The sequence below is a fragment of the Tenacibaculum litopenaei genome (genome assembly GCF_964514025.1).
GTDB lineage: Bacteria > Bacteroidota > Bacteroidia > Flavobacteriales > Flavobacteriaceae > Polaribacter > Polaribacter litopenaei.
Window position 1 is genome coordinate 671,328 of the sequence record NZ_CAZEQT010000007.1, and the last position, 20,017, is coordinate 691,344.

Genomic DNA, 20,017 nt, shown 5'->3' on the forward strand with positions numbered 1-20,017 from the left:
CTTTATAATTCTTTTATATAGTTGACAATTTGACTACACGCTGACCCATCTCCATATGGATTGTGTAATTTACTCATTGAAGAGTATCTGTTTTTATTATTCAATAAATCTTGAGCTTCTTGAACAATCTTATCTTTATCCGTACCTACCAACAGAACTGTCCCTGCATCCACTGCCTCAGGTCTTTCTGTAGTGTTTCTCATTACAAGTACTGGCTTCCCTAAACTCGGTGCCTCTTCCTGAACTCCTCCACTATCTGTTATAATTAGGTAGGATTGATTCATTAGCCAAACGAAAGCAGGGTATGAAAGAGGCGCTATTAATTGAATATTAGCAATTCCATCGAGTAATTCATATACCGGTTTTTGAACATTTGGGTTTAGGTGTACTGGATAGATGATTTGGACATCTTCATTAGTTTCAGCTAACCTCCTCAAAGCAGTACATATATCAATAAACCCTTGACCATGATTCTCTCGTCTGTGACCAGTAACTAAAATTATTTTTTTTGTTAAGTCTACAACTCCTTTCAAGAAAGAAACTTCCTCATCCTTGAAGTCATCAGAAGTAACTTTCTCAGAACTAAAATGAAGTGCATCAATAACAGTATTTCCTGTAACTATAATTGCATCCTCATTTATATTCTCATTCATTAAATTAGTCTTTGAAGTAGTCGTCGGTGAAAAATGAAAATCACTAATGCGTCCAGTAACACTTCTGTTTATTTCCTCTGGAAATGGTGATCTCTTATTAAAAGTTCTCAATCCAGCTTCTACGTGACATACCTGAGCTCCTGAATAAAAAGCTGCAATACTAGAAGCCATCGTAGTAGTGGTATCTCCATGAACATAAACATAATCAGGTTGGAATTCTTCTAAAATCGGCTTAAGACCTGTTATGATGTCAGCAGTAAGCGTATACAAATTTTGATTAGGCTTCATTAAATCCATATCAAAATCTGGGGTTATTTCAAAAAATTCTAAAACTTGATCTAACATTTCTCTGTGTTGTGCTGTAATACACACTTTTGTATCAAATACATCATTGTATTTAGCAAACTCCTTAACTAACGGAGCCATTTTTATAGCTTCAGGTCTCGTTCCAAAAATTATTAAATTCTTCTTTTTCATCAATCTCTTTTTTTACGTAAACTTATCATTGTGAATTATTAAAACTGATTTAACTTTTTTGGGTATATTCCTTGTACCAAACTACGAATTCCCGAACTCCATCGCTTATATCCGTTTGAGGCTTGTAACCATAATCTGAAATCAATCTAGTAACATCTGCCCATGTTCTCTGGACATCTCCAGCTTGCATAGGGTACATTTCCTTATCCGCCACCGTTTCAAAATTATCCTCCAAGGCAGCTATAAAGTCCATCAATTTCACCGAATTATTGTTCCCTATATTATACAATTTATAAAGTTCAGTTGTTCTTGGTGTCGAAGTTAACACTCTATTTACACCTTCTACGATATCATCGATATAAGTAAAATCTCGTTCCATGTTTCCATTGTTAAAGACTTTAATACACTTATTATTCGTTATTGCATCGGCAAACAGAATAGGTGCCATATCTGGTCGTCCCCAAGGACCGTAAACTGTAAAAAACCTCAACCCTGTTGTCGGTATCTTATACAAATGGCTATATGTATGAGCCATTAATTCGTTGCTCTTCTTTGTAGCTGCATATAAACTCACTGGTGAATCTACGCGATCTTCCTCTTCAAAAGGAATCTTTTGGTTAGATCCATAAACACTAGAGCTACTAGCATAAACCAAATGCTTGATTTCAAAAAATCTAGATGCCTCTAATATATTCATAAAGCCTACGATATTACTCTGGACGTACACATCAGGATTTTCAATACTATAACGAACTCCTGCTTGCGCAGCTAAATTACATACAACATCAAAAGACTCCTCTTTGAATAAAGTAAATAAAGCATCTTTATCTTCTAAATTTAATCTTTCAAACTTGAAATTATCAAAGCTATCACTCTGTGCTTTATTGTAAAACTTTGTAGCTTTCTCGCGAGTAATCCCCAACTCTTTTAGACGCGCATACTTTAAGTTCACATCGTAATAATCGTTAATATTATCAACACCAACCACTTCGTGTCCTTGATTTAAAAGACTATTACTTAAATGATAACCTATAAAGCCTGCAGCCCCAGTAACCAAAATCTTCATTAATTTTTCCCTATTTGATAGTATTCAAATCCTTTCTCTTCCAGATTAAACACATTATATTGATTTCTCCCATCAAAAATAACTGGCTGCTTAAGCTGTTTCGTAATTTCATCAAAATCTGGCGATCTAAACTCCTTCCACTCTGTTAATAAAATCAAAGCATCAGCATCTTCTAAAACGTCATATTTGGCTTTTTTATAAGCGACATCATGAACATCTTTCAAGTAAAAATGAGCCGCTTCATCCATAGCTTTCGGATCGTAGGCATTGACTTTAGCTCCTCGCTTCACCAATTCTTTAATGACGTATATAGCCGGAGCTTCACGCATGTCATCAGTTCCTGGTTTAAAAGCTAGTCCCCACACCCCAAAGGTCATCCCTGTCAAATCTTCACCATACTTCCTCACAATCTTCTCAGAAATAACAAATTTTTGACGGTCATTTACATCTTCAACTGATTTTATCAATTGAGCATTGTAATCATGCTCTTCCGCAATTTTTTTTAAGGCCTTAACATCCTTCGGAAAACACGAGCCTCCATAACCCGCGCCAGGATATATAAAACTATACCCGATGCGAGCATCGGAACCTATCCCGATACGTACATTATTAACATCTGCTCCAACTCTCTCACAAATATTAGATATCTCATTCATAAATGAGATCTTTGTTGCTAACATTGCGTTCGCTGCGTATTTTGTCATCTCAGCTGATTTAATATCCATACCGATAAATCGATCATGAGACATTGTAAATGGAGCGTACAATTGCTTCATTTTATCAAAAGCGTAGTCTGAATCAGCTCCGATTACCACTCTATCTGGCTTCATGAAATCATTGATAGCATCTCCTTCCTTCAAAAATTCCGGATTCGAAACTACATCGAACTGAATTTTCTCCCCTCTTTTTTGCAATTCTTCAAAAATCGTTGCTTTTACTTTATCTGCAGTTCCTACAGGTACAGTTGACTTATCTACAACAATCAATCTTTTTTCCATTGATTGTCCTATTTCTCTAGCTACAGCTAACACATATTGTAAATCAGCAGAACCATCTTCCCCCATAGGTGTTCCAACAGCTATAAAAACTATTTCAGCATCTTTAATTGCCTCTTCTAGACTAGTTGTAAAGAATAAGTTCTCGTTCTTTACATTTTTTAAAACCATTGCTTCTAAGCCTGGTTCGTAGATTGGAATCACCCCCTCATGTAACTTTTTAATTTTTTCCCTGTCGATATCTACACAAGTAACTTTGTTTCCCATTTCTGAAAAACAAGTTCCTGAAACTAGTCCTACATAACCAGTACCAATTACGGCTATATTCATTTATTTATTTTTTATCCTTAGATTTTAAACTTTCTTTATCGTGAACTTCCTTTCTTAATCCACTACTTGAAAATCTGTGCTCTCTTTTGTTAAAGTACAGTTTTATACCTTTTTTCTCACAATAGTCTCTTCCCGTAAACAGCTTACTCGCATACTCATCTCCAATAACTCTCACATCTATATGAAAAGATCTTAATATATCTTCTAAATCCTGCTCCGTAGTATAAGGAACGATTTCATCTACATACTTACAACCTTTTAGCTGTATATATCGTTCAACAACAGACTGCACTGGTCTGTTTTTTTCTGGTCTATCAATGGTAGGATCAGTTTGAAGGCCACAAATCAAATAATCACATTGTCGCTTGGCCTCTTCAAGCATTTTAATGTGCCCCGCGTGAAGTAAGTCGAAAGCACTAAAAGTAATACCGATTTTCATTTTCTTCTCTCTTTTTAAAGGACAAATATATGTCTTCTTTTATAATAAAAAATGTTTTTCTCCTAATTTTACAGTTTTTTTACACCTGATATCATACACAAGTTCAATGGATTCCCTTGCAGCTTGAATTCCATATCCACCCCCACTAAGAACATCCTCATAACTCACTGTATGCAAATCAGTAAAGCCTTCACTAAATTCAATTTCTTTATTATTCACAGTTATTGATCTGTAAGTTTTTTTACCTTCTGCCACACAAAAATCAGGCAACTTTCCACCATCAATTGACAGATACCAACGCACTCGTGCTTTTTCAAATTCAAGATAACCCGACATTGTTTTTTCATCTTTATAATGCACAAAATTTTCCTGTACTTTACCAAAAACCCAACCGAGCATATCAAAAAAATGAACTCCAATATTTAAGGCTACACCTCCTGATTTAGATACATCTCCTTTCCAAGAAACATCATACCAACTCCCCCTAGAAACAATATAGGTCAAATCGACTTCGTATTTTGTATTAATCCCGCTATTTACAACCTGTTTTTTTAACCCCAGTATAGCAGGATGATATCGCAATTGTAAAATAGAATACACATTCCCTTCAGACTCTAACTCAATCGACTCCAATGCATCCAAATTCCATGGATTTAACACCAAAGGCTTCTCACAAATCGCACTAGCTCCGCTTCGCAATCCCATTCTTATATGAGAATCATGTAAGTAATTTGGAGTACAAATACTTAAGAAATCTAGATTTACATTTGCCTGCCTCTTCAACTTCTCAAGATGACGATCAAAGCGTTCAAACTCTACAAAAAAATCTGCTTCAGGGAAATACGAATCAAGTATCCCAACACTATCAAACTTATCCAAAGCCGCCAATAAATCACCACCAACCTCTTTAATAGCCTTTAAATGTCGTGGAGCAACATAGCCCGCAACCCCTATAATAGCAAAGTTCTTCATAATATTAGTTTAACAGCTCAATCTAACAAAACCCTATTTTTTATTATTTTCAAACACGCTAACCCTATCTTCAATCTTCCTATACCAATCTTTCCCCTCATCACACTGGGCTATTCCATTTTCATCAAATTCAAGACGTATGCCTGATCTACTCACCCACCCAATATGCCTAGCTGGGTTCCCAACTAACAAAGCGAAAGGAGCGACATCTTTAGTTACTACAGCACCTGCGCCGATCATTGCAAAAGCCCCTAATCGAACCCCACAAATTACAGTCGCATTTGCCCCAACTGACACTCCACGCTCTAAATAGGTTTCCTGATACTCTTTTTTTCTTACGATATGACTTCTCGGATTTTTAACATTGGTAAATACTGCAGAAGGACCTATAAAAACATCGTCATCACATATAACACCAGAATAAATTGAAACATTGTTTTGCACCTTAACATTCCCCCCCAATACTACACCTGGATGAATAACGACATTTTGCCCTAAATTACAACCCTCCCCAATTACAGAATCAGACATAACATGAGAAAAATGCCAAATCTTTACCCCTTTACTTATAATCGCACCATCATCTACCACAGCCGTATCATGTACAAAATAATCCATAAAAGTTACTTATAATTTATCTCTTTAAAGCTAACCACACATCCCCTACAACCTTGCGTCTACAACCTCACTAGACCAAGTTCCTTTTACATCGTAAACTACAGAATTCTCTTCTCGATAAAGACCTAAGTCCATTTTTTCAAACTCACTATGAGCAACAGCCAACACGACAGCATCAAACTTAACATCTGGAACCCTCGGAGAAAGCACCATTCCAAACTCTGCCTGAACATCCTCTGCCCTTGCCCACGGATCGTAAACAACTACATCTGTACCAAAGCCCTTTAATCCTCGAACCAAATCTACCACCTTAGTATTCCTAACATCGGGGCAATTTTCCTTGAATGTTACTCCCAAAACTAAAACTTTAGCATTCCGCACCAATATATCATGTTGAATCATCAACTTAACTACCTCTGTTGCCACATACTCTCCCATCCCATCATTCAACCTGCGACCTGCTAAAATGATTTCCGGATGATACCCTTTTGACTGAGCCTTCTGAGCTAAATAATACGGATCCACCCCGATACAATGCCCTCCAACTAAACCAGGCTTAAAGGGTAGAAAATTCCACTTGGTCGCAGCTGCTTTCAAAACCTCACCAGTATCTATCTCTAGGAGATTAAAAATCTTAGCTAATTCATTCACAAAAGCGATGTTAATATCTCGCTGACAATTCTCAATTATCTTTGATGCTTCCGCTACTTTTATTGAACTAGCCATATAAGTCCCAGCTTTAATAACTGATTTATATAACTGATCAATCTTAAAAGCTATTTCTGGTGTCGATCCCGAGGTTACTTTTAAAATATTCTCTACAGTCCTCACCTTATCTCCTGGGCTAATGCGTTCTGGAGAATACCCTACAAAGAAGTCACGATTAAAAACCAATTTCGACTCCTTCTCTACAACTGGAATACAATCTTCTTCCGTCGCTCCTGGGTACACCGTTGATTCATAAATCACAACTCCTCCTTTTTTTATCCATCTCGCTACGGTACCGCTAGCAGCTAGTAAAGGACCTAATATCGGTTGATTGTTTTTATCTACTGATGTAGGTACTGTGATAATAAAATAATCACACCCTTCTAAAGCGTCCTCTATCGAAGTAACAAACAATCCTTTTTCAACATTTCTATCCGCAACCAATACCTCTTTCAAAGTACTATCTTCCACCTCTAAAGTCTTATCAACCCCACCTTTTAGCTCTTGTACTCGCTGATTATTGATATCAAAACCAATCACCTTATACTTCTCAGCAAATAAACTTGCCAATGGCAAACCAACATAACCTAAACCAATAACACCTATCACAGGATTACTCATGTATATAACTTAAAAATTTAAACAACGAATTTACAAAAAGAGGAATAAATTGCACAACAAATGCTTAGAAATGAAAAAACCTCACTAGACAACTAGTGAGGTTTTGTATCTGTGGGCGCGAAGGGATTCGAACCCCTGACCCCTTGGGTGTAAACCAAGTGCTCTGAACCAACTGAGCTACGCGCCCTGATGCAATTAACTTTAAAGAGTTGTGGGCGCGAAGGGATTCGAACCCCTGACCCCTTGGGTGTAAACCAAGTGCTCTGAACCAACTGAGCTACGCGCCCTTTTTGTTAATTGCTGATTGCGGGTGCAAATATATGACCCTTTTTTGAATTGACAAGGGCTTTTTTCATTTTTTTTCATCACAAAACCTCAGCAACCACGAAAGTACTACCTCCTACATACCCAATATCACCCTCTTTTAAATTCATTAACAAGGACTTATAAGCTTCCGCTACCGATGAAAATTTTTTTCCAAAAATTTTATTTTTTTTTGCCCTTGCTTGCAATTCCTCCACTTCCATAGCCCTAGGAATGTCCGGAGCACAAAAATAATAGTGAGCATTTTCTGGAAACATCGGTAAAATTTCATCAATATTTTTATCAGAAACTACCCCCAATAGAATATGAAGGTCTTTATAGGACTCCTTTTTTAACTGTTCAAGGGTGTAAAAAAGCCCTTCTTTGTTATGAGCAGTGTCACAAATAACCTTAGGTGCCTCTTGTAAAACTTGCCATCTCCCTTTCAAGTTGGTATTTTGAACTACCTTTTTCAATCCAACACGCAGTACCTCTTCAGAAATTACAAAGCCCCTTAAGGTTTGTAAAGCCGTAACCGCCGTCCTGACATTATTATATTGATAAGTCCCTAACAGATCCGTTTCGTAGTCCATCGGTCCTTGGTCAGAAGCAAAGAGGATGGGGGCTTCACACATCGTTGCCTTTTCCATAAATACCGCGGTCGTTTCCTCTTGCCGTTCTCCAATAACCACCGGAACATTAGGTTTGATGATCCCAGCCTTTTCAAAAGCGATCTTTTCAAGGGTATCCCCTAGCATCTGCACATGATCCAATCCAATATTGGTAATAACCGATACTTCTGGAGTAATAATGTTGGTAGAATCTAATCGACCTCCCAAACCAACTTCAATGATGGCAATATCTACCGCTGCTTTCGCAAAAGCTTCAAAGGCCATGCCTACCGTCATTTCAAAAAATGACAGTCCTTGGGCTTCCATAAAGTCTCTGTGGGAAGCCACGAAATCTGTAACAGCAGCTTTAGAGAGCTCTTGCCCGTTGATACGAATGCGTTCTGTAAAGTTTTTTAAATGCGGAGATGTATACAAACCTACCTTATAACCTGCTTCCTGCAATACAGAAGCGAGCATATGACTGGTCGATCCCTTTCCATTTGTTCCTCCTACATGAATTGATTTAAATTGGTCTTGAGGATTCCCGAGGTACTCCGCCAAGGCCACTATATTGGTCAAATCTTTTTTGAACGCTGCTTTACCCTGTCGCTGATACATGGGTAACTGGGCGAACATCCAGTCTAAAGTTTGCTGATATGTCATAATCGCAATGCCCTCTCTTGTTATTGAGCAAGTGAAAATTTATAAATTATCGTTCCTTTTTGCCTACTCGGTGCGTTTCCGTCTGGATTCCACTTTGTTCTCAAAGCCGCTTCCTTTGCAGGCTTTAATAAGCAGGGAGAAGTATTCGTAGAGCCTTTTACCCCAGGAATGGCCTTTATTACTTTACCATTTTTATCTACCTCTATTTTCACTACGACGATTCCCTCTTGTTGGCAATCGGGCTTTTCTATAGGCTTTGATAACGCTTTTCTTCCCTTCAAGTTGTAATTACCGCCAGAACCGCTACCTGCCTTACCGTAGTATTTTGAAGAATTGGCATCGCCATTTTTATTTCCTTTGGTTCCTTCTTGTGCATCATCGCCTTCACCGGCAGCTCCTTTGTCAGAAGTACCGTTTAACAAACTGTTCAGAGCATCACTCGCCGCCTTAGAAGGCTTAGGTTTCTCCTTTTCTTTAGGTTTTGGTGTTTCTTTCTTAGGAGTCTCAACAGTTTTTTCCACCGTTTCTTCTTTGGTTTGATCGTTTTTCTCAACAACCGGGACATCTTCTGCCGACTCATCAGTAATGACGTCTTCCTGTGCCGTTTCTTGAGGCGTATCCTGAACTTCTTCCTGTGGCTGCACCTGTTCTTCAGTAACCTCTTTCGTACTCGATTGCTGTTGGGTGTGCTCTACAGGATCTCCACGTCCTACCTCTGAATTTCCGAAATTAATCGCCAAACCGTATTCGATAGGTGGGTCCAAGTACTTCATCCCATAATTAAAGATGCCAAACAATAACAACAATAAAATCAAAAGTGTCAGTACTGCGGATTTCTTTTTATGTTTTGTATCTAAAAACGCCATTTATTTTCCTTTAACAGCTAAAATCATTTTTAGCTTATTTCTATTTGCGATATCAATAACCTTCATAATTTGCTTATAAGGTACGTTCTGATCTCCTCGAATTACTACCGTTTTCTTTTTGTCTGCTCCTACCTTAGTGAGGAGTGTTCTCTCCAAATTGGTTTTCGAAACTTTAGACTTATCGATGTAAAAGACGGAGTTTTTAGTGATCGTAACAGCGACAGAGGTATTATTCTCTGTTTTTCCTCCTGCTTTCGGTAATAAAACATCAATAGCACTTACCGTAACGAGGGTCGATGTCAACATGAAAAATATCAGTAATAAAAATACGATATCCGTCATTGACGACATATTAAAACTCGGATCTACTTTATTTCTTCCTCGTAAATTCATTATACTGGTTCGTTTAATAGATCTAAAAACTCTACTGACTTAGCCTCCATTTGATATACCACCTTATCGGTACGCACCACCAAATGGTTATAAGTAATATATGCGATAATCCCTACAATTAACCCAGCAACGGTAGTCGTCATTGCCGTGTAAAGCCCATCAGACAACATCTTGATATCTATTTGACCTCCAGAGTTCGCTATTTCATGAATGGCAACAATCATTCCAATTACCGTTCCTAAAAACCCTATCATCGGAGCTGCTCCAGCAATGGTAGCCAATACACTGACGTTTTTCTCCAACTGATAGACTTCTAACTTACCTGCATTTTCGATGGCTTTATTGATATCATCTAACGGTTTTCCGATTCTCGAAATTCCCTTTCCGATGAGTCTTGCTGTTGGGGTATTGGTATTATCACACAAAGACTTTGCGCTTTCCAATTTACCATTGGTCACGTGATCCTTGATTTGATTCATAAAGTTTTTATCTACATTGGCCGCTGCTTTAATAGCAAAAAATCGCTCAAAATAAATATAGAGTGCAACCGCTAACAGTACAAATAATAAGGCGATGATAAGCTGTCCTCCTACACCTCCATCCATAATCAATTTATAGATCGATAAGGTTTTTTCTTCTGACACTTCTTCCAAAGCTGCTGCTTGATCTTGAAAATATGCTAACATTAAATAAGGTTTAAGTTTTAAATTACTAACGAATGAGTTCTTTTTTAATTGTTTAAAAAAAATCCTGAATTGTACAATTCAGGATTTAAAAATATAAAATAAATAGACTTTTTAATTTACGACAGCATTAATTTTACCATTACATAGCCTAATCCTCCTAGAACGATGGTATAAGGCAAGGCCATTTTAACCATTTTTCCATATGATAAATTAATCAAAGGTGCTAGCGACGACGTTAATAAGAATAAAAATGCCGCCTGACCATTAGGTGTTGCTACACTCGGTAAATTGGTTCCAGTATTAATAGCGATGGCTAATTTTTCAAAATGCTCTCTATCGATAACACCGCTTTCAAATGCATTTTGTACCTCTCCAATATATACGGTTGCCACAAATACATTATCACTAATAGCCGATAAGAATCCGTTAGCGATATAGAACAACCCTGGCTGTGACGCTGGATCCTGCTCTAAAGCCCAATGAATAATAGGACTGAACAAGTGTTGATCGTGAATCATTGCTACGATGACAAAGAATACGACTAACAGCCCCGTAAATGGCAATGCCTCTTCAAAAGCATGTCCTAATTGATGTTCATCGATAATTCCCATAAAGGCCGTTTGAACGATGATCAAAGCGAGTCCGATAAATCCGACAGGTGCAATGTGTAAAGCCAATCCTGCAATCAATAAGATAGCTGAAACTCCTTGTACTATTAAACCGTACTTCTGTTTTTCGGTACGTTTTGCATCTTCTTCTTCGGTATATCTCTCAATAATCTCAGCCGCTACGTTCGGAAGTTTTGCTCCAAATCCAAACCATCCTGTGGTTTCGAGTACTGCTGTTGTTGCCAAACCTGCCAGTAAAACAGGAATCGTAATAGGAGCCATTTTCACAAAGAACTGAACAAAATCCCAGCCCAAACGCTCACCAATAAGTAAGTTCTGTGGTTCTCCTACTAAAGTACAAACACCTCCAAGAGCTGTCCCTACTACTCCGTGCATGATTAAACTTCTCAAAAAGCTACGGAACTGCTCAAGGGTTTCCCCACTCAATTCCTTTCTATCGAGAATTCCGTCATCATCGTAATCTTCTGAACTCGAATGAATTTTGTGATACACTCCATAGAATCCAACCGCTACACTAATTAATACAGCTGTTACCGTAAGTGCATCTAAAAATGCAGACAATACCGCTGCTAAAAACACAAAGAGTAAGGATAATACTAATTTCGATTTAATTTTTGTAAACACCTTACTGAAAATATACATCAATAGGGGTTTCATAAAATAAATCCCAGCAACCATAAACACTAACAGTAATACTACTTCAAGGTTATGATCCACTTCTTTGTAGGCATTTTTCGGGGAAGTCAATCCTAATGCCAGTGCCTGGATGGCCAATAATCCTCCCGATTGTAAGGGATAACACTTCAGTGCCATCGCCAGAGTAAAGATGAACTCAGCAATAAAAAGCCAAGCAGTAACCTGCTTTCCGATTACAAAAAAGGAAAAGACATTAAAAATTAAGAAACCAATCATGGTCATTTTAAACCATTTTGGACTCGCCCCTAAAAAATATTTAAACATGGTATTGTTATTTTACGCTTCTACAGTAGCTCTTTTAAAGCTATTTCAAAAGCAGTTTCACTTATTTTAGTTTTCGAAGCACTACGTGCAAAGGTTCTTTGCAGTGCTTTCTTTATTGTATTTGAAGTATCGTCAAAAATAGCACGATCTGTCATTTCTACTCTACGCTCCATGAAGTAAGCAAATACTCTTGCCATACCACAATTAGAAATAAAGTCAGGAATTAAACTCACCTTGCTATCAGTATCTTCCATGATTGGACCGAAGAAAATTTCTTTGTCAGCAAACGGAACATTAGCACCACATGAAATCACTTCCAAACCAGTACTAATCATTTGATTAATCTGATCTTGAGTTACTAAACGAGAAGCCGCACAAGGTGCAAAAATCTCACAAGGTAAATTCCATATTCTACTGTTCATTTCTTCGAATGGGATCATATTTTCGGCAACCAAGGTGTTCCCGTCTTTCTGTAAGTACAAGGCTTTAATTTCTTCAAAGGTGAATCCTTCTTCATTGATTACTCCTCCTACTCGGTCGATAATCCCTACTACTTTTGCTCCCATTTGAGCCAGGTAAAATGCTGCTGCTGCACCAACATTACCAAACCCTTGCACAATAGCTCTTTTACCTGCTACATTACCTCCGTAAATGTCGTAGTAATGACGAACTGCCTCTGCTACTCCATACCCGGTAATCATGTCTGCAACGGTGTATTTTCTGGCAATACTCGGAGATAAATCAGCATCTTCTAATACCTTGATTACTCCGTGTCTCAATTGCCCAATTCTGTTAATTTTATCTGCTTCTGTTGGCTTAAAGTGTCCGTTAAACACTCCTTCTTGTGGGTGCCAAACTCCGCTATCTTCTGTGATTGGAATCACTTCGTGAATTTCATCGACATTTAAATCACCTCCTGTTCCGTAGTAATTTTTTAACAAAGGAGCTACCGCCTTATACCAGCGTTCCAACACTCCTTTTTTACGAGGGTCGTGTGGGTCAAAATTTATTCCCGATTTTGCCCCTCCAATGGCAGGTCCAGAAACGGTAAATTTAACCTCCATCGTTTTTGCTAAAGACATCACTTCGTACTTGTCTAGGCCCTTTCTCATTCTCGTTCCTCCACCTGCAGCACCTCCTCGCAATGAGTTGATTACTGTCCATCCCTCAGCTTCAGTTTCCGAATCTTTCCAATTAAAAACGATTTCTGGTTGTTTTTCTTCGTATTTTTTTAATAGTTCTTTCATTGTGTATAAAAATAATATTCAACTTTACTGCTATTCTTTTTCTTAGCGCTGTACTTGTTTGTAATGTTCCCCCCGAAGGGGCCTTAAAGCTGATTCATTTTTAACTAGTTTAGGGATTTATTCAATTCTACAAACTTACCATAAAAAAATAGGTTATTGCTATAAAAATTGACCTTCGCTTATTATTTCCACAGAAAAGTTTCTGTTCCATAAAAGAATATTCCCACTCGATTTTGTCGAGGGCTAAAATACGGTGGAAACTTTAAAGAAAGAAAAAGTTTCCATAATTTTTACACAGTTTTAACATTCCGTGAATGCTGCCTGAGTACCCCCCTGAGGCTCAAATATTTCACCCGAACTGTGATCCTTCACAGCCCCTGTTACTGCCGCTAAGCAGTTGACCTGTCCTTCCATCCTTAGCAGGCCAAGTAAAGCAAAAATCAATGCCTCCTTATAATTGATAAGGGCTTCCTCTCCTTTTACTACCCTTCCTTTTGCATAAAATTCTATGCGCTCCATAAGATAGGTATTAAAAGTTCCTCCTCCTGTCACCAGACAAATAGCTCCTGTTCCCAAACAGCTACCAATCTGAAAAGCTGCGTGTTCAACAACGGTATGTAAAATATTCGGAATTGGGACGGGCCGCTCCGTTAAGATCGGAAACACCTCTGCTAAAACCCATTCTAATCCCAGTGATTTCGGTGGTTGCCACTGATAGTATTCCAGTGAATTTAGTCGCTCAAACAGCTCAACATCCAGGGTACCTGTTCTTGCCAAAGTCCCTTTGTCATCGTATTCTAAATTCAACTGACGCGTAAATTTATTCAGTACGATATTAACAGGGCCTATATCATAGGCTATTCGCTTTCCGTTCTCCTCATACGATATGTTGGCAAAACCTCCCAGATTCATACAATGTGTATAGTCATCGAACAAGAGTTGGTCTCCAATCGGAACCAGAGGAGCTCCTTGGCCTCCCAAAGCCACGTCCTGTGTTCTAAAGTCACAAACGACTTTTTGTCCGGTTGTATTCGCTATTACCTGTCCATCTCCTATTTGCAAAGTGACACCTACCTCAGGTTGGTGTAATACGGTGTGCCCATGTGAAGCAATGAAATCTACTACTGAAATCCCATGAGCCTTCATAAATTCATTAATTACTTCCCCTAGTAACACACCATAAGCTGTCGTTAACTCCGCATGTTCAGCACTTGATTTCCCGATGGCTTCCTGTAATCTCGTCCGCCACGAATTCGAATAGGCAACTGTTTGACAAGCGAGAATCTCATAATTTTTATAATTCTCCCGTGCTATTTTTACATAGACAAGATCTATTCCATCTAAAGAAGTTCCGGACATAAGCCCAATACAGTAATGGTATTTTTTCATTGACAAGCTAGCTTTTTCTACTTCAAAGGTATACTGAAAAACTCATATTAACAATTTGTAATCACGGAGTATGTAATATTCGTATTCTCTCATTCTAAGAAATCATTCCTCTTAAAAAAGACAGGTAAAAATATAGTTGATTAACAGATTATAAAAAAAACACCCAAGAATTGTTCTAAATAGATTTAATAGTCCTTCTCTTTTGAAAATTTGACTATAAACAAGTATATTTGGGGACAAATTTTACGAATTTAACAATAATATTAAACAATAGATGGATTTTAACCTTACTGAAGAGCATTTAATGATTCGCGATGCTGCACGTGATTTTGCACAAACCGAATTATTACCAGGAGTCATTGAAAGAGATGAAAAACAAGAGTTCCCTAATGAGTTAGTTAGAAAAATGGGAGAGCTCGGATTTATGGGAGTGATGGTAGATCCGAAATACGGAGGAAGTGGAATGGATACCATTTCTTACGTGTTAATTATGGAAGAATTGTCAAAAATTGACGCTTCGGCCTCGGTAATGGTTTCTGTGAACAATTCATTAGTGTGTTATGGATTGGAAAGCTATGGTACCGAAGAACAAAAACAAAAATACTTGACAAAATTAGCCACTGGTGAACAAATTGGTGCCTTTTGTTTAAGCGAACCTGAAGCGGGAAGTGATGCTACCTCTCAGGCAACTACTGCTGAAGATAAAGGAGATTACTACTTGTTGAACGGTACAAAAAACTGGATTACCAATGGAGGTCGTGCAGATGTATTTTTGGTAATCGCACAAACTGACAGAAGTAAAGGACACCGCGGAATCAACGCTTTCATCGTAGAAAAAGGTATGGAAGGATTCCATGTTGGGCCTAAAGAAGATAAATTAGGAATTAGAGGTTCAGATACGCATACTTTACAGTTTAACGATGTAAAGGTTCCTAAAGAAAATCGTATTGGAGAAGATGGATTCGGATTCAAATTCGCCATGAAAACACTTTCAGGAGGACGTATTGGTATTGCTGCTCAAGCTTTAGGAATTGCATCAGGAGCCTATGAATTAGCCTTAAAATATTCAAAAGAACGCAAAGCTTTTGGTACGGAAATTTGTAACCACCAAGCTATCGCATTCAAATTGGCTGACATGTATACAGAAATTGCCGCTGCAAGACATTTAGTAATGCAATCTGCCTGTGATAAAGATGCGGGTGCCAACTACGACCGTTCGGGAGCTATGGCTAAATTATACGCATCTAAAGTAGCCATGGAACAGACTGTTGAAGCTGTGCAAATTCACGGAGGAAACGGATTCGTTAAAGAATACCACGTAGAACGTTTAATGCGTGATGCTAAAATCACACAGATTTACGAAGGAACTTCAGAAATCCAGAAAATCGTTATCTCAAGAAGCTTGATCAAAGAATAGTTTCTTGAAAACTTAATATCAAAAGCTCGTCATCACTTGACGAGCTTTTTTTATAGGATTGATTTGTCCTTAATAATGATTAATTTTTATACCATAGTTTTTTTAGTGAGTCCTTATTTTTGAGAGCTAAAAATTTAAACTATATGAAAATTAAAAGAATGCTAATCGTCCTCTGTTTGGCGATTACAGCCGCATGCTCAAATGACGAACCAGCAGACAACCCTACAGGAGGAAATCCTTCAAATGGAGGATCAACACCAACTCCTTCTTCCATTGCTACCGTAACAAAATTAGATGCCTTTACAACTTTACCTTTAGAGGCCATCCATTTTGTCAATGCGACAACTGGGTATGCCGTTGCGAGTAAGCTGAATTCAGGCGGTTCAAAATCTTCCTCTATTTACAAAACTACAGACGGGGCAAATACCTGGACTAAGATCTACAGTACTTCCTTGTTTAACATTGCAAAAATCAAGTCAAAAGATGCCAATTTTCTAATGGCCATCGCTCCTACAGGAGAGGTTTTAACAACTAGGGATGCTGGTAGTACCTGGAGTTTAAACAATGCCTTAACAGGTAAAAACTACCATTTAACAGATTTGACCTTTCATACAGGGGATGATGAAATCTATATTGTAGGCTACCATGAAACGACGAAAGACGGATTGATGTTTATCGGAATTAATGACGGTGCTATTTGGTCAAAAAACATCAATGCTGAACTTACAAACCTCGTTAAAGCAACTCCGTTAATGGCTACAGAATATTTAGCGGCTACCAAATTGCTCGTCTTTTCCGGAGGAACGAGTACTAAAGGAGCGCTCTTTACTTTGTACAAAGCAAAATACGAACGCGAAGGAAACTATACCGCAGCTCAATTAGTGGATGTTGCGGCCAAAGACGGAACTGTTATCGCTGTGGGTAACAACGGACTAACCAATACAGGAAGTGAGAAAGGAGTCATGTTTGGATCGGTACATAACGGTGACTGGAATGATGTTGATTACGGTCACAATAACAAACTTGTTGCAGTAGCCTTGACACGCTTATCTAAAAATGCGGTTGCCGTGGGACGAAATACAGCTTCTCAATCGACCGATGGAGAGTTTATCACCGTCTCAAAAGACAACGGAAATAGCTGGCATAGCATTAAACACAGTATTACCAACGGAGCTTGGAACGATGTTTATGCTTTAGATGCTGATACATTTATAGCAGTAGGTGCACAAGGAATGCTCGCAAAAATTGAAATCAAATAACAATACCCTAGAACGTCACTTCGGAATCGTTATGAAAAACTATGTTACATTCAAAACTACCGAGACATGCTGCCTCAGTAGTCCAAAATAACGATGCCTTTTGACATCTATTTAGTTTGATAAGCCCATCATGTTTGATGGGCTATTTTTTATCCACCTATCGGAGTTAAACCTAAATCAGGTAGATTCCAACACATGGAAGTAAGCCTAAACTGCACGCGAATTTTCATTCGATACGAGTAACCTCCATTGTAAAAATGCCCCGTAACTCGGGTGTAGCCCGTAATGATATACCCTTTTCCAGGTCTCAGTGCTTGCGCCTTCGTTTTCCATCCGTCCATATGAGCATTTAACGCATAGGCAGGTGTACAACAATTTTTTATTTCAACCCAAAACTCGCGATACACATAGGTGTTTCCAGGCGCCCAGTTACAATTGCCTAATGGTTCGGTTCGACATTGATTCATCATTGAAATCATGTTGTTTTGATGTACATAAGGACTTCCACTTCCCGAGGTATAGGAGCATCCATCATCTATTAAGCTGTTACACGGAGGAGATATGGGAGCCGCCATTTCTACATCCTTTCCTACCGTTGTTTTTGATTCGACTTCAACTCCGGTAGTACCGGAAGTATCTGGCGGTGTTACCAAATCTTCAGATGAACAACTGACGATTACCATACTTAACATTCCTAGTACTACCCATGATAGTACCGTTTTTTTTACGTTTAAAATTCTCATAATAAATTTGATTAGTTTACCTACTCTATTCTAAGGCTTTTCGGTAGCCACCTGTCTTATTTTTAGATCGATCTATTGGTAAGTGTTGGGGTAACTATTTTCATTACCCAATAAATTCTAAAAAAACAGGATTACAGCTCCTGAGAACTGTTGAGTATCCTAATTTTTTGATATCTTGAATCCATGAAAATTGAAGAAAAATTTGACAATCCCGTATGGACTGCACTAGAAGAAACCCATAAAAAATTTGCCCTTATCACCGATGAAGGACGTTTTTACAAACCCGAAATTTGCCCTTTCGCAGCAATTGGAGCCAACGATCAAATTGACAAAGCACTTGCTTTTTACGCCGATCAATGCAAGAATTTCTTTTTCGTCAACAAGGAGCCTATTCGTCGTCCCAACTTCCCAAGCCATCAAGAAGTTTTTTGCGACCAAATGATCTTGGAAAACTTTAATGCGCCAACCTACACGCATACTATTGTTCCCCTACAACAAAAAGATAAAAAGGCCCTCTACGACCTAGTATGGAAAGTGATGCCTGGCTATTACAAAGAAGAAACTTTTAGTATGGGAAATTACTACGGAGTTTTTGACAAAGAAAAACTTATAGCCGCCACAGGTGAACGATTGCAAACTCATGATTTTATCGAAGTCAGTGCAGTAGTAACAGATCCAGACTATCAACGCATGGGATTAGCCAAACAATTGGTGGGCCATACAACAGAGGGCATCATCGCACAAGGCAAAACTCCCATATTACACGTTGCTTCGTCCAATCAAGGAGCCATAGCACTCTATCGCAAATTAGGGTATATCTTTACTCAAAAAATGGTTTGGACGCACTTTATTCTTTAAAATCTACAGCATGTAGCTGCAAGCCCGAAGAAGGAGCGATTGTTTTCATAAATTCAATCGTGCTTTCGGGACGCAGTGATTCTTCAATATAGGCAAGGTCGTAATTTCCCTTTCCCAATTCAAACAGCGCTCCCATAATCAAACGTATTTGATTTCGCAAAAAACCAGCACCTCGTACAACGAGAACATAACTCTTTTTAGGAAAAAATGATGCCGTTAACTCCGTATTCTCAACAATCGTACACATGGCTATTTCACGTACTACCTGAGTGTGCTCGTTGGGTTTGGTACAATACCTTGTAAAGTTATGAGTACCTTCAAACAATCGGGCTCCACGTTGCATAAGCTCCAAGTTTAAGTCGTCCAAAATACCCGTGATAAACGGGGCACTAAATGGATGATTCTTCTCCCCAAAAGAAAAATAATATCGGTATTCTTTCTGTTTTGGATGCTGAATAATATTAAAAGCATGATCCGTTATTTCTTCCATTTCTAACAAACGAATATCTGCCGGGGAATTTCTGTTAAAAGACACTAAAAAATCATCAAAATCCAATACTTCATCGATAAACAACTGTACCGCGTAATTATTGGCAGATACCTTGGCATCCGTTCGGCCTACGCCAACAGTCTTTGTGCGAATGCCTGTACATACAAACTTAAGTGTCTTATCAATAGCCCAATGTACCGTTTTTAAATTAGGTTGTTTTTGCCAACCGTGAAAACGAAACCCCAAATATTCAATTCGCAATAAGTAAGTATGCTTGTAATTCATAACACAAAGCTACGATGAAAAAAATGGCCATACGAATTTAAGAAACAACCATAATTACCAATTTCACAATAAAAACACCAAAACACAAAATATAAATCAACAAAACAATTAAAAGAATAAAATAACATAATCAAAATAACTAAAAATTACATTTTTTTTGAAAAAATCGCATTTTTACTGATATAGTAATTTGGGACTTCTTTTTTGGGGATATTCTATTTTCCAATTTCATTGAAGCAACCATATTACAACATTCATATTTTTTGCTATTCTTTTTTGATTAATACTCCCCGATTGAAAACGATTTCGGAGTACTACAGAAGGCTAATCATTTGTTTT

General features: G+C 38.1%; 19 protein-coding genes and 2 tRNA genes. 3 read left to right on the forward strand and 18 right to left on the reverse strand.

What is annotated here, in order from left to right; translation table 11 throughout:
* Positions 1–2 precede the first annotated feature (2 nt).
* The 16 genes from wecB to ACKTS5_RS17750 all read right to left on the reverse strand — a co-directional run bounded on the left by wecB (position 3) and on the right by ACKTS5_RS17750 (position 14,626).
* On the reverse strand, positions 3–1,130 hold the full coding sequence (gene wecB / locus ACKTS5_RS17675; protein WP_408045208.1) for a non-hydrolyzing UDP-N-acetylglucosamine 2-epimerase: 1,128 nt from the start codon (positions 1,128–1,130) through the stop codon (positions 3–5).
* Between the two features lie 49 nt (positions 1,131–1,179).
* Complete coding sequence (locus ACKTS5_RS17680; RefSeq protein WP_408045209.1) at positions 1,180–2,196, reverse strand: NAD-dependent epimerase; 1,017 nt, start codon at positions 2,194–2,196, stop codon at positions 1,180–1,182.
* On the reverse strand, positions 2,196–3,521 hold the full coding sequence (locus ACKTS5_RS17685; protein WP_408045210.1) for a UDP-glucose dehydrogenase family protein: 1,326 nt from the start codon (positions 3,519–3,521) through the stop codon (positions 2,196–2,198). The genes ACKTS5_RS17680 and ACKTS5_RS17685 overlap by 1 nt, the downstream gene beginning before the upstream one ends.
* A gap of 4 nt (positions 3,522–3,525) precedes the next feature.
* Positions 3,526–3,960, reverse strand: a complete 435-nt coding sequence (locus ACKTS5_RS17690; RefSeq protein WP_408045211.1) for an adenylyltransferase/cytidyltransferase family protein — start codon at positions 3,958–3,960, stop codon at positions 3,526–3,528.
* 39 nt (positions 3,961–3,999) lie between these two features.
* A complete protein-coding gene (locus tag ACKTS5_RS17695) occupies positions 4,000–4,932 on the reverse strand; it encodes a Gfo/Idh/MocA family oxidoreductase (protein WP_408045212.1) in 933 nt (310 codons plus the stop codon).
* Between the two features lie 33 nt (positions 4,933–4,965).
* Positions 4,966–5,550, reverse strand: coding sequence for an acyltransferase (locus ACKTS5_RS17700; protein ID WP_456243507.1), 585 nt, complete (start codon positions 5,548–5,550; stop codon positions 4,966–4,968).
* A 45-nt stretch (positions 5,551–5,595) separates the two neighbouring features.
* Positions 5,596–6,879 carry a nucleotide sugar dehydrogenase gene (locus ACKTS5_RS17705; protein WP_408045213.1) on the reverse strand — a complete coding sequence of 428 codons (1,284 nt, stop codon included), beginning with the start codon at positions 6,877–6,879 and terminating at the stop codon, positions 5,596–5,598.
* A gap of 112 nt (positions 6,880–6,991) precedes the next feature.
* Positions 6,992–7,066: transfer RNA gene (locus tag ACKTS5_RS17710), tRNA-Val, on the reverse strand.
* A gap of 25 nt (positions 7,067–7,091) precedes the next feature.
* Positions 7,092–7,166: transfer RNA gene (locus tag ACKTS5_RS17715), tRNA-Val, on the reverse strand.
* A 78-nt stretch (positions 7,167–7,244) separates the two neighbouring features.
* Complete coding sequence (locus ACKTS5_RS17720; protein ID WP_408045214.1) at positions 7,245–8,456, reverse strand: bifunctional folylpolyglutamate synthase/dihydrofolate synthase; 1,212 nt, start codon at positions 8,454–8,456, stop codon at positions 7,245–7,247.
* A gap of 20 nt (positions 8,457–8,476) precedes the next feature.
* Positions 8,477–9,322 (reverse strand): energy transducer TonB, encoded by an 846-nt coding sequence (locus tag ACKTS5_RS17725; RefSeq protein ID WP_408045215.1) that lies wholly within the window; start codon positions 9,320–9,322, stop codon positions 8,477–8,479.
* The gene (locus ACKTS5_RS17730) at positions 9,323–9,715 is read right to left on the reverse strand and encodes an ExbD/TolR family protein (RefSeq protein WP_408045216.1); all 393 of its coding nucleotides are present in this window, start codon (positions 9,713–9,715) and stop codon (positions 9,323–9,325) included.
* On the reverse strand, positions 9,715–10,401 hold the full coding sequence (locus ACKTS5_RS17735) for a MotA/TolQ/ExbB proton channel family protein (RefSeq protein ID WP_408045217.1): 687 nt from the start codon (positions 10,399–10,401) through the stop codon (positions 9,715–9,717). The genes ACKTS5_RS17730 and ACKTS5_RS17735 overlap by 1 nt, the downstream gene beginning before the upstream one ends.
* A 116-nt stretch (positions 10,402–10,517) precedes the next feature.
* On the reverse strand, positions 10,518–11,990 hold the full coding sequence (gene nhaB, locus ACKTS5_RS17740) for a sodium/proton antiporter NhaB (RefSeq protein ID WP_408045218.1): 1,473 nt from the start codon (positions 11,988–11,990) through the stop codon (positions 10,518–10,520).
* A gap of 20 nt (positions 11,991–12,010) precedes the next feature.
* Positions 12,011–13,237: a Glu/Leu/Phe/Val dehydrogenase dimerization domain-containing protein gene (locus ACKTS5_RS17745; protein ID WP_408045219.1), complete on the reverse strand. Its 1,227-nt coding sequence runs from the start codon at positions 13,235–13,237 to the stop codon at positions 12,011–12,013.
* A 300-nt stretch (positions 13,238–13,537) separates the two neighbouring features.
* A complete protein-coding gene (locus ACKTS5_RS17750) occupies positions 13,538–14,626 on the reverse strand; it encodes an anhydro-N-acetylmuramic acid kinase (protein ID WP_408045220.1) in 1,089 nt (362 codons plus the stop codon).
* A 274-nt stretch (positions 14,627–14,900) separates the two neighbouring features.
* Here ACKTS5_RS17750 and ACKTS5_RS17755 point away from each other — a divergent pair, with 274 nt between their 5' ends.
* Positions 14,901–16,043, forward strand: coding sequence for an acyl-CoA dehydrogenase (locus ACKTS5_RS17755; RefSeq protein WP_408045221.1), 1,143 nt, complete (start codon positions 14,901–14,903; stop codon positions 16,041–16,043).
* Positions 16,044–16,186: 143 nt separating this feature from the next.
* Positions 16,187–17,302, forward strand: coding sequence for a WD40/YVTN/BNR-like repeat-containing protein (locus ACKTS5_RS17760; RefSeq protein WP_408045222.1), 1,116 nt, complete (start codon positions 16,187–16,189; stop codon positions 17,300–17,302).
* Between the two features lie 149 nt (positions 17,303–17,451).
* On the opposite strand, the gene ACKTS5_RS17765 is transcribed toward ACKTS5_RS17760, so the two are convergent.
* Entirely contained in the window at positions 17,452–18,045 is a 594-nt protein-coding gene (locus ACKTS5_RS17765; protein ID WP_408045223.1) for a hypothetical protein, read from the reverse strand.
* Positions 18,046–18,228: 183 nt separating this feature from the next.
* Between ACKTS5_RS17765 and ACKTS5_RS17770 the strand changes: the two genes are divergently transcribed.
* Complete coding sequence (locus ACKTS5_RS17770; protein WP_408045224.1) at positions 18,229–18,903, forward strand: GNAT family N-acetyltransferase; 675 nt, start codon at positions 18,229–18,231, stop codon at positions 18,901–18,903.
* Here ACKTS5_RS17770 and ACKTS5_RS17775 read toward each other — a convergent pair.
* On the reverse strand, positions 18,893–19,678 hold the full coding sequence (locus ACKTS5_RS17775; RefSeq protein ID WP_408045225.1) for a tRNA pseudouridine synthase A: 786 nt from the start codon (positions 19,676–19,678) through the stop codon (positions 18,893–18,895). The two genes, ACKTS5_RS17770 and ACKTS5_RS17775, sit on opposite strands and share 11 nt — an antisense overlap.
* Positions 19,679–20,017 lie beyond the last annotated feature (339 nt).

What these genes read in the sequence shown, in the direction of transcription:
- nhaB (WP_408045218.1), bottom strand. Translation starts at nt 11,990, where the DNA reads ATGTTTAAATATTTTTTAGGGGCGAGTCCAAAATGGTTTAAAATGACC.
- ACKTS5_RS17705 (WP_408045213.1), bottom strand. Translation starts at nt 6,879, where the DNA reads ATGAGTAATCCTGTGATAGGTGTTATTGGTTTAGGTTATGTTGGTTTG.
- ACKTS5_RS17760 (WP_408045222.1), top strand. Translation starts at nt 16,187, where the DNA reads ATGAAAATTAAAAGAATGCTAATCGTCCTCTGTTTGGCGATTACAGCC.
- ACKTS5_RS17745 (WP_408045219.1), bottom strand. Translation starts at nt 13,237, where the DNA reads ATGAAAGAACTATTAAAAAAATACGAAGAAAAACAACCAGAAATCGTT.
- wecB (WP_408045208.1), bottom strand. Translation starts at nt 1,130, where the DNA reads ATGAAAAAGAAGAATTTAATAATTTTTGGAACGAGACCTGAAGCTATA.
- ACKTS5_RS17770 (WP_408045224.1), top strand. Translation starts at nt 18,229, where the DNA reads ATGAAAATTGAAGAAAAATTTGACAATCCCGTATGGACTGCACTAGAA.
- ACKTS5_RS17720 (WP_408045214.1), bottom strand. Translation starts at nt 8,456, where the DNA reads ATGACATATCAGCAAACTTTAGACTGGATGTTCGCCCAGTTACCCATG.
- ACKTS5_RS17750 (WP_408045220.1), bottom strand. Translation starts at nt 14,626, where the DNA reads ATGAAAAAATACCATTACTGTATTGGGCTTATGTCCGGAACTTCTTTA.
- ACKTS5_RS17730 (WP_408045216.1), bottom strand. Translation starts at nt 9,715, where the DNA reads ATGAATTTACGAGGAAGAAATAAAGTAGATCCGAGTTTTAATATGTCG.
- ACKTS5_RS17735 (WP_408045217.1), bottom strand. Translation starts at nt 10,401, where the DNA reads ATGTTAGCATATTTTCAAGATCAAGCAGCAGCTTTGGAAGAAGTGTCA.
- ACKTS5_RS17680 (WP_408045209.1), bottom strand. Translation starts at nt 2,196, where the DNA reads ATGAAGATTTTGGTTACTGGGGCTGCAGGCTTTATAGGTTATCATTTA.
- ACKTS5_RS17775 (WP_408045225.1), bottom strand. Translation starts at nt 19,678, where the DNA reads ATGAATTACAAGCATACTTACTTATTGCGAATTGAATATTTGGGGTTT.
- ACKTS5_RS17725 (WP_408045215.1), bottom strand. Translation starts at nt 9,322, where the DNA reads ATGGCGTTTTTAGATACAAAACATAAAAAGAAATCCGCAGTACTGACA.
- ACKTS5_RS17690 (WP_408045211.1), bottom strand. Translation starts at nt 3,960, where the DNA reads ATGAAAATCGGTATTACTTTTAGTGCTTTCGACTTACTTCACGCGGGG.
- ACKTS5_RS17765 (WP_408045223.1), bottom strand. Translation starts at nt 18,045, where the DNA reads ATGAGAATTTTAAACGTAAAAAAAACGGTACTATCATGGGTAGTACTA.
- ACKTS5_RS17685 (WP_408045210.1), bottom strand. Translation starts at nt 3,521, where the DNA reads ATGAATATAGCCGTAATTGGTACTGGTTATGTAGGACTAGTTTCAGGA.
- ACKTS5_RS17755 (WP_408045221.1), top strand. Translation starts at nt 14,901, where the DNA reads ATGGATTTTAACCTTACTGAAGAGCATTTAATGATTCGCGATGCTGCA.
- ACKTS5_RS17700 (WP_456243507.1), bottom strand. Translation starts at nt 5,550, where the DNA reads ATGGATTATTTTGTACATGATACGGCTGTGGTAGATGATGGTGCGATT.
- ACKTS5_RS17695 (WP_408045212.1), bottom strand. Translation starts at nt 4,932, where the DNA reads ATGAAGAACTTTGCTATTATAGGGGTTGCGGGCTATGTTGCTCCACGA.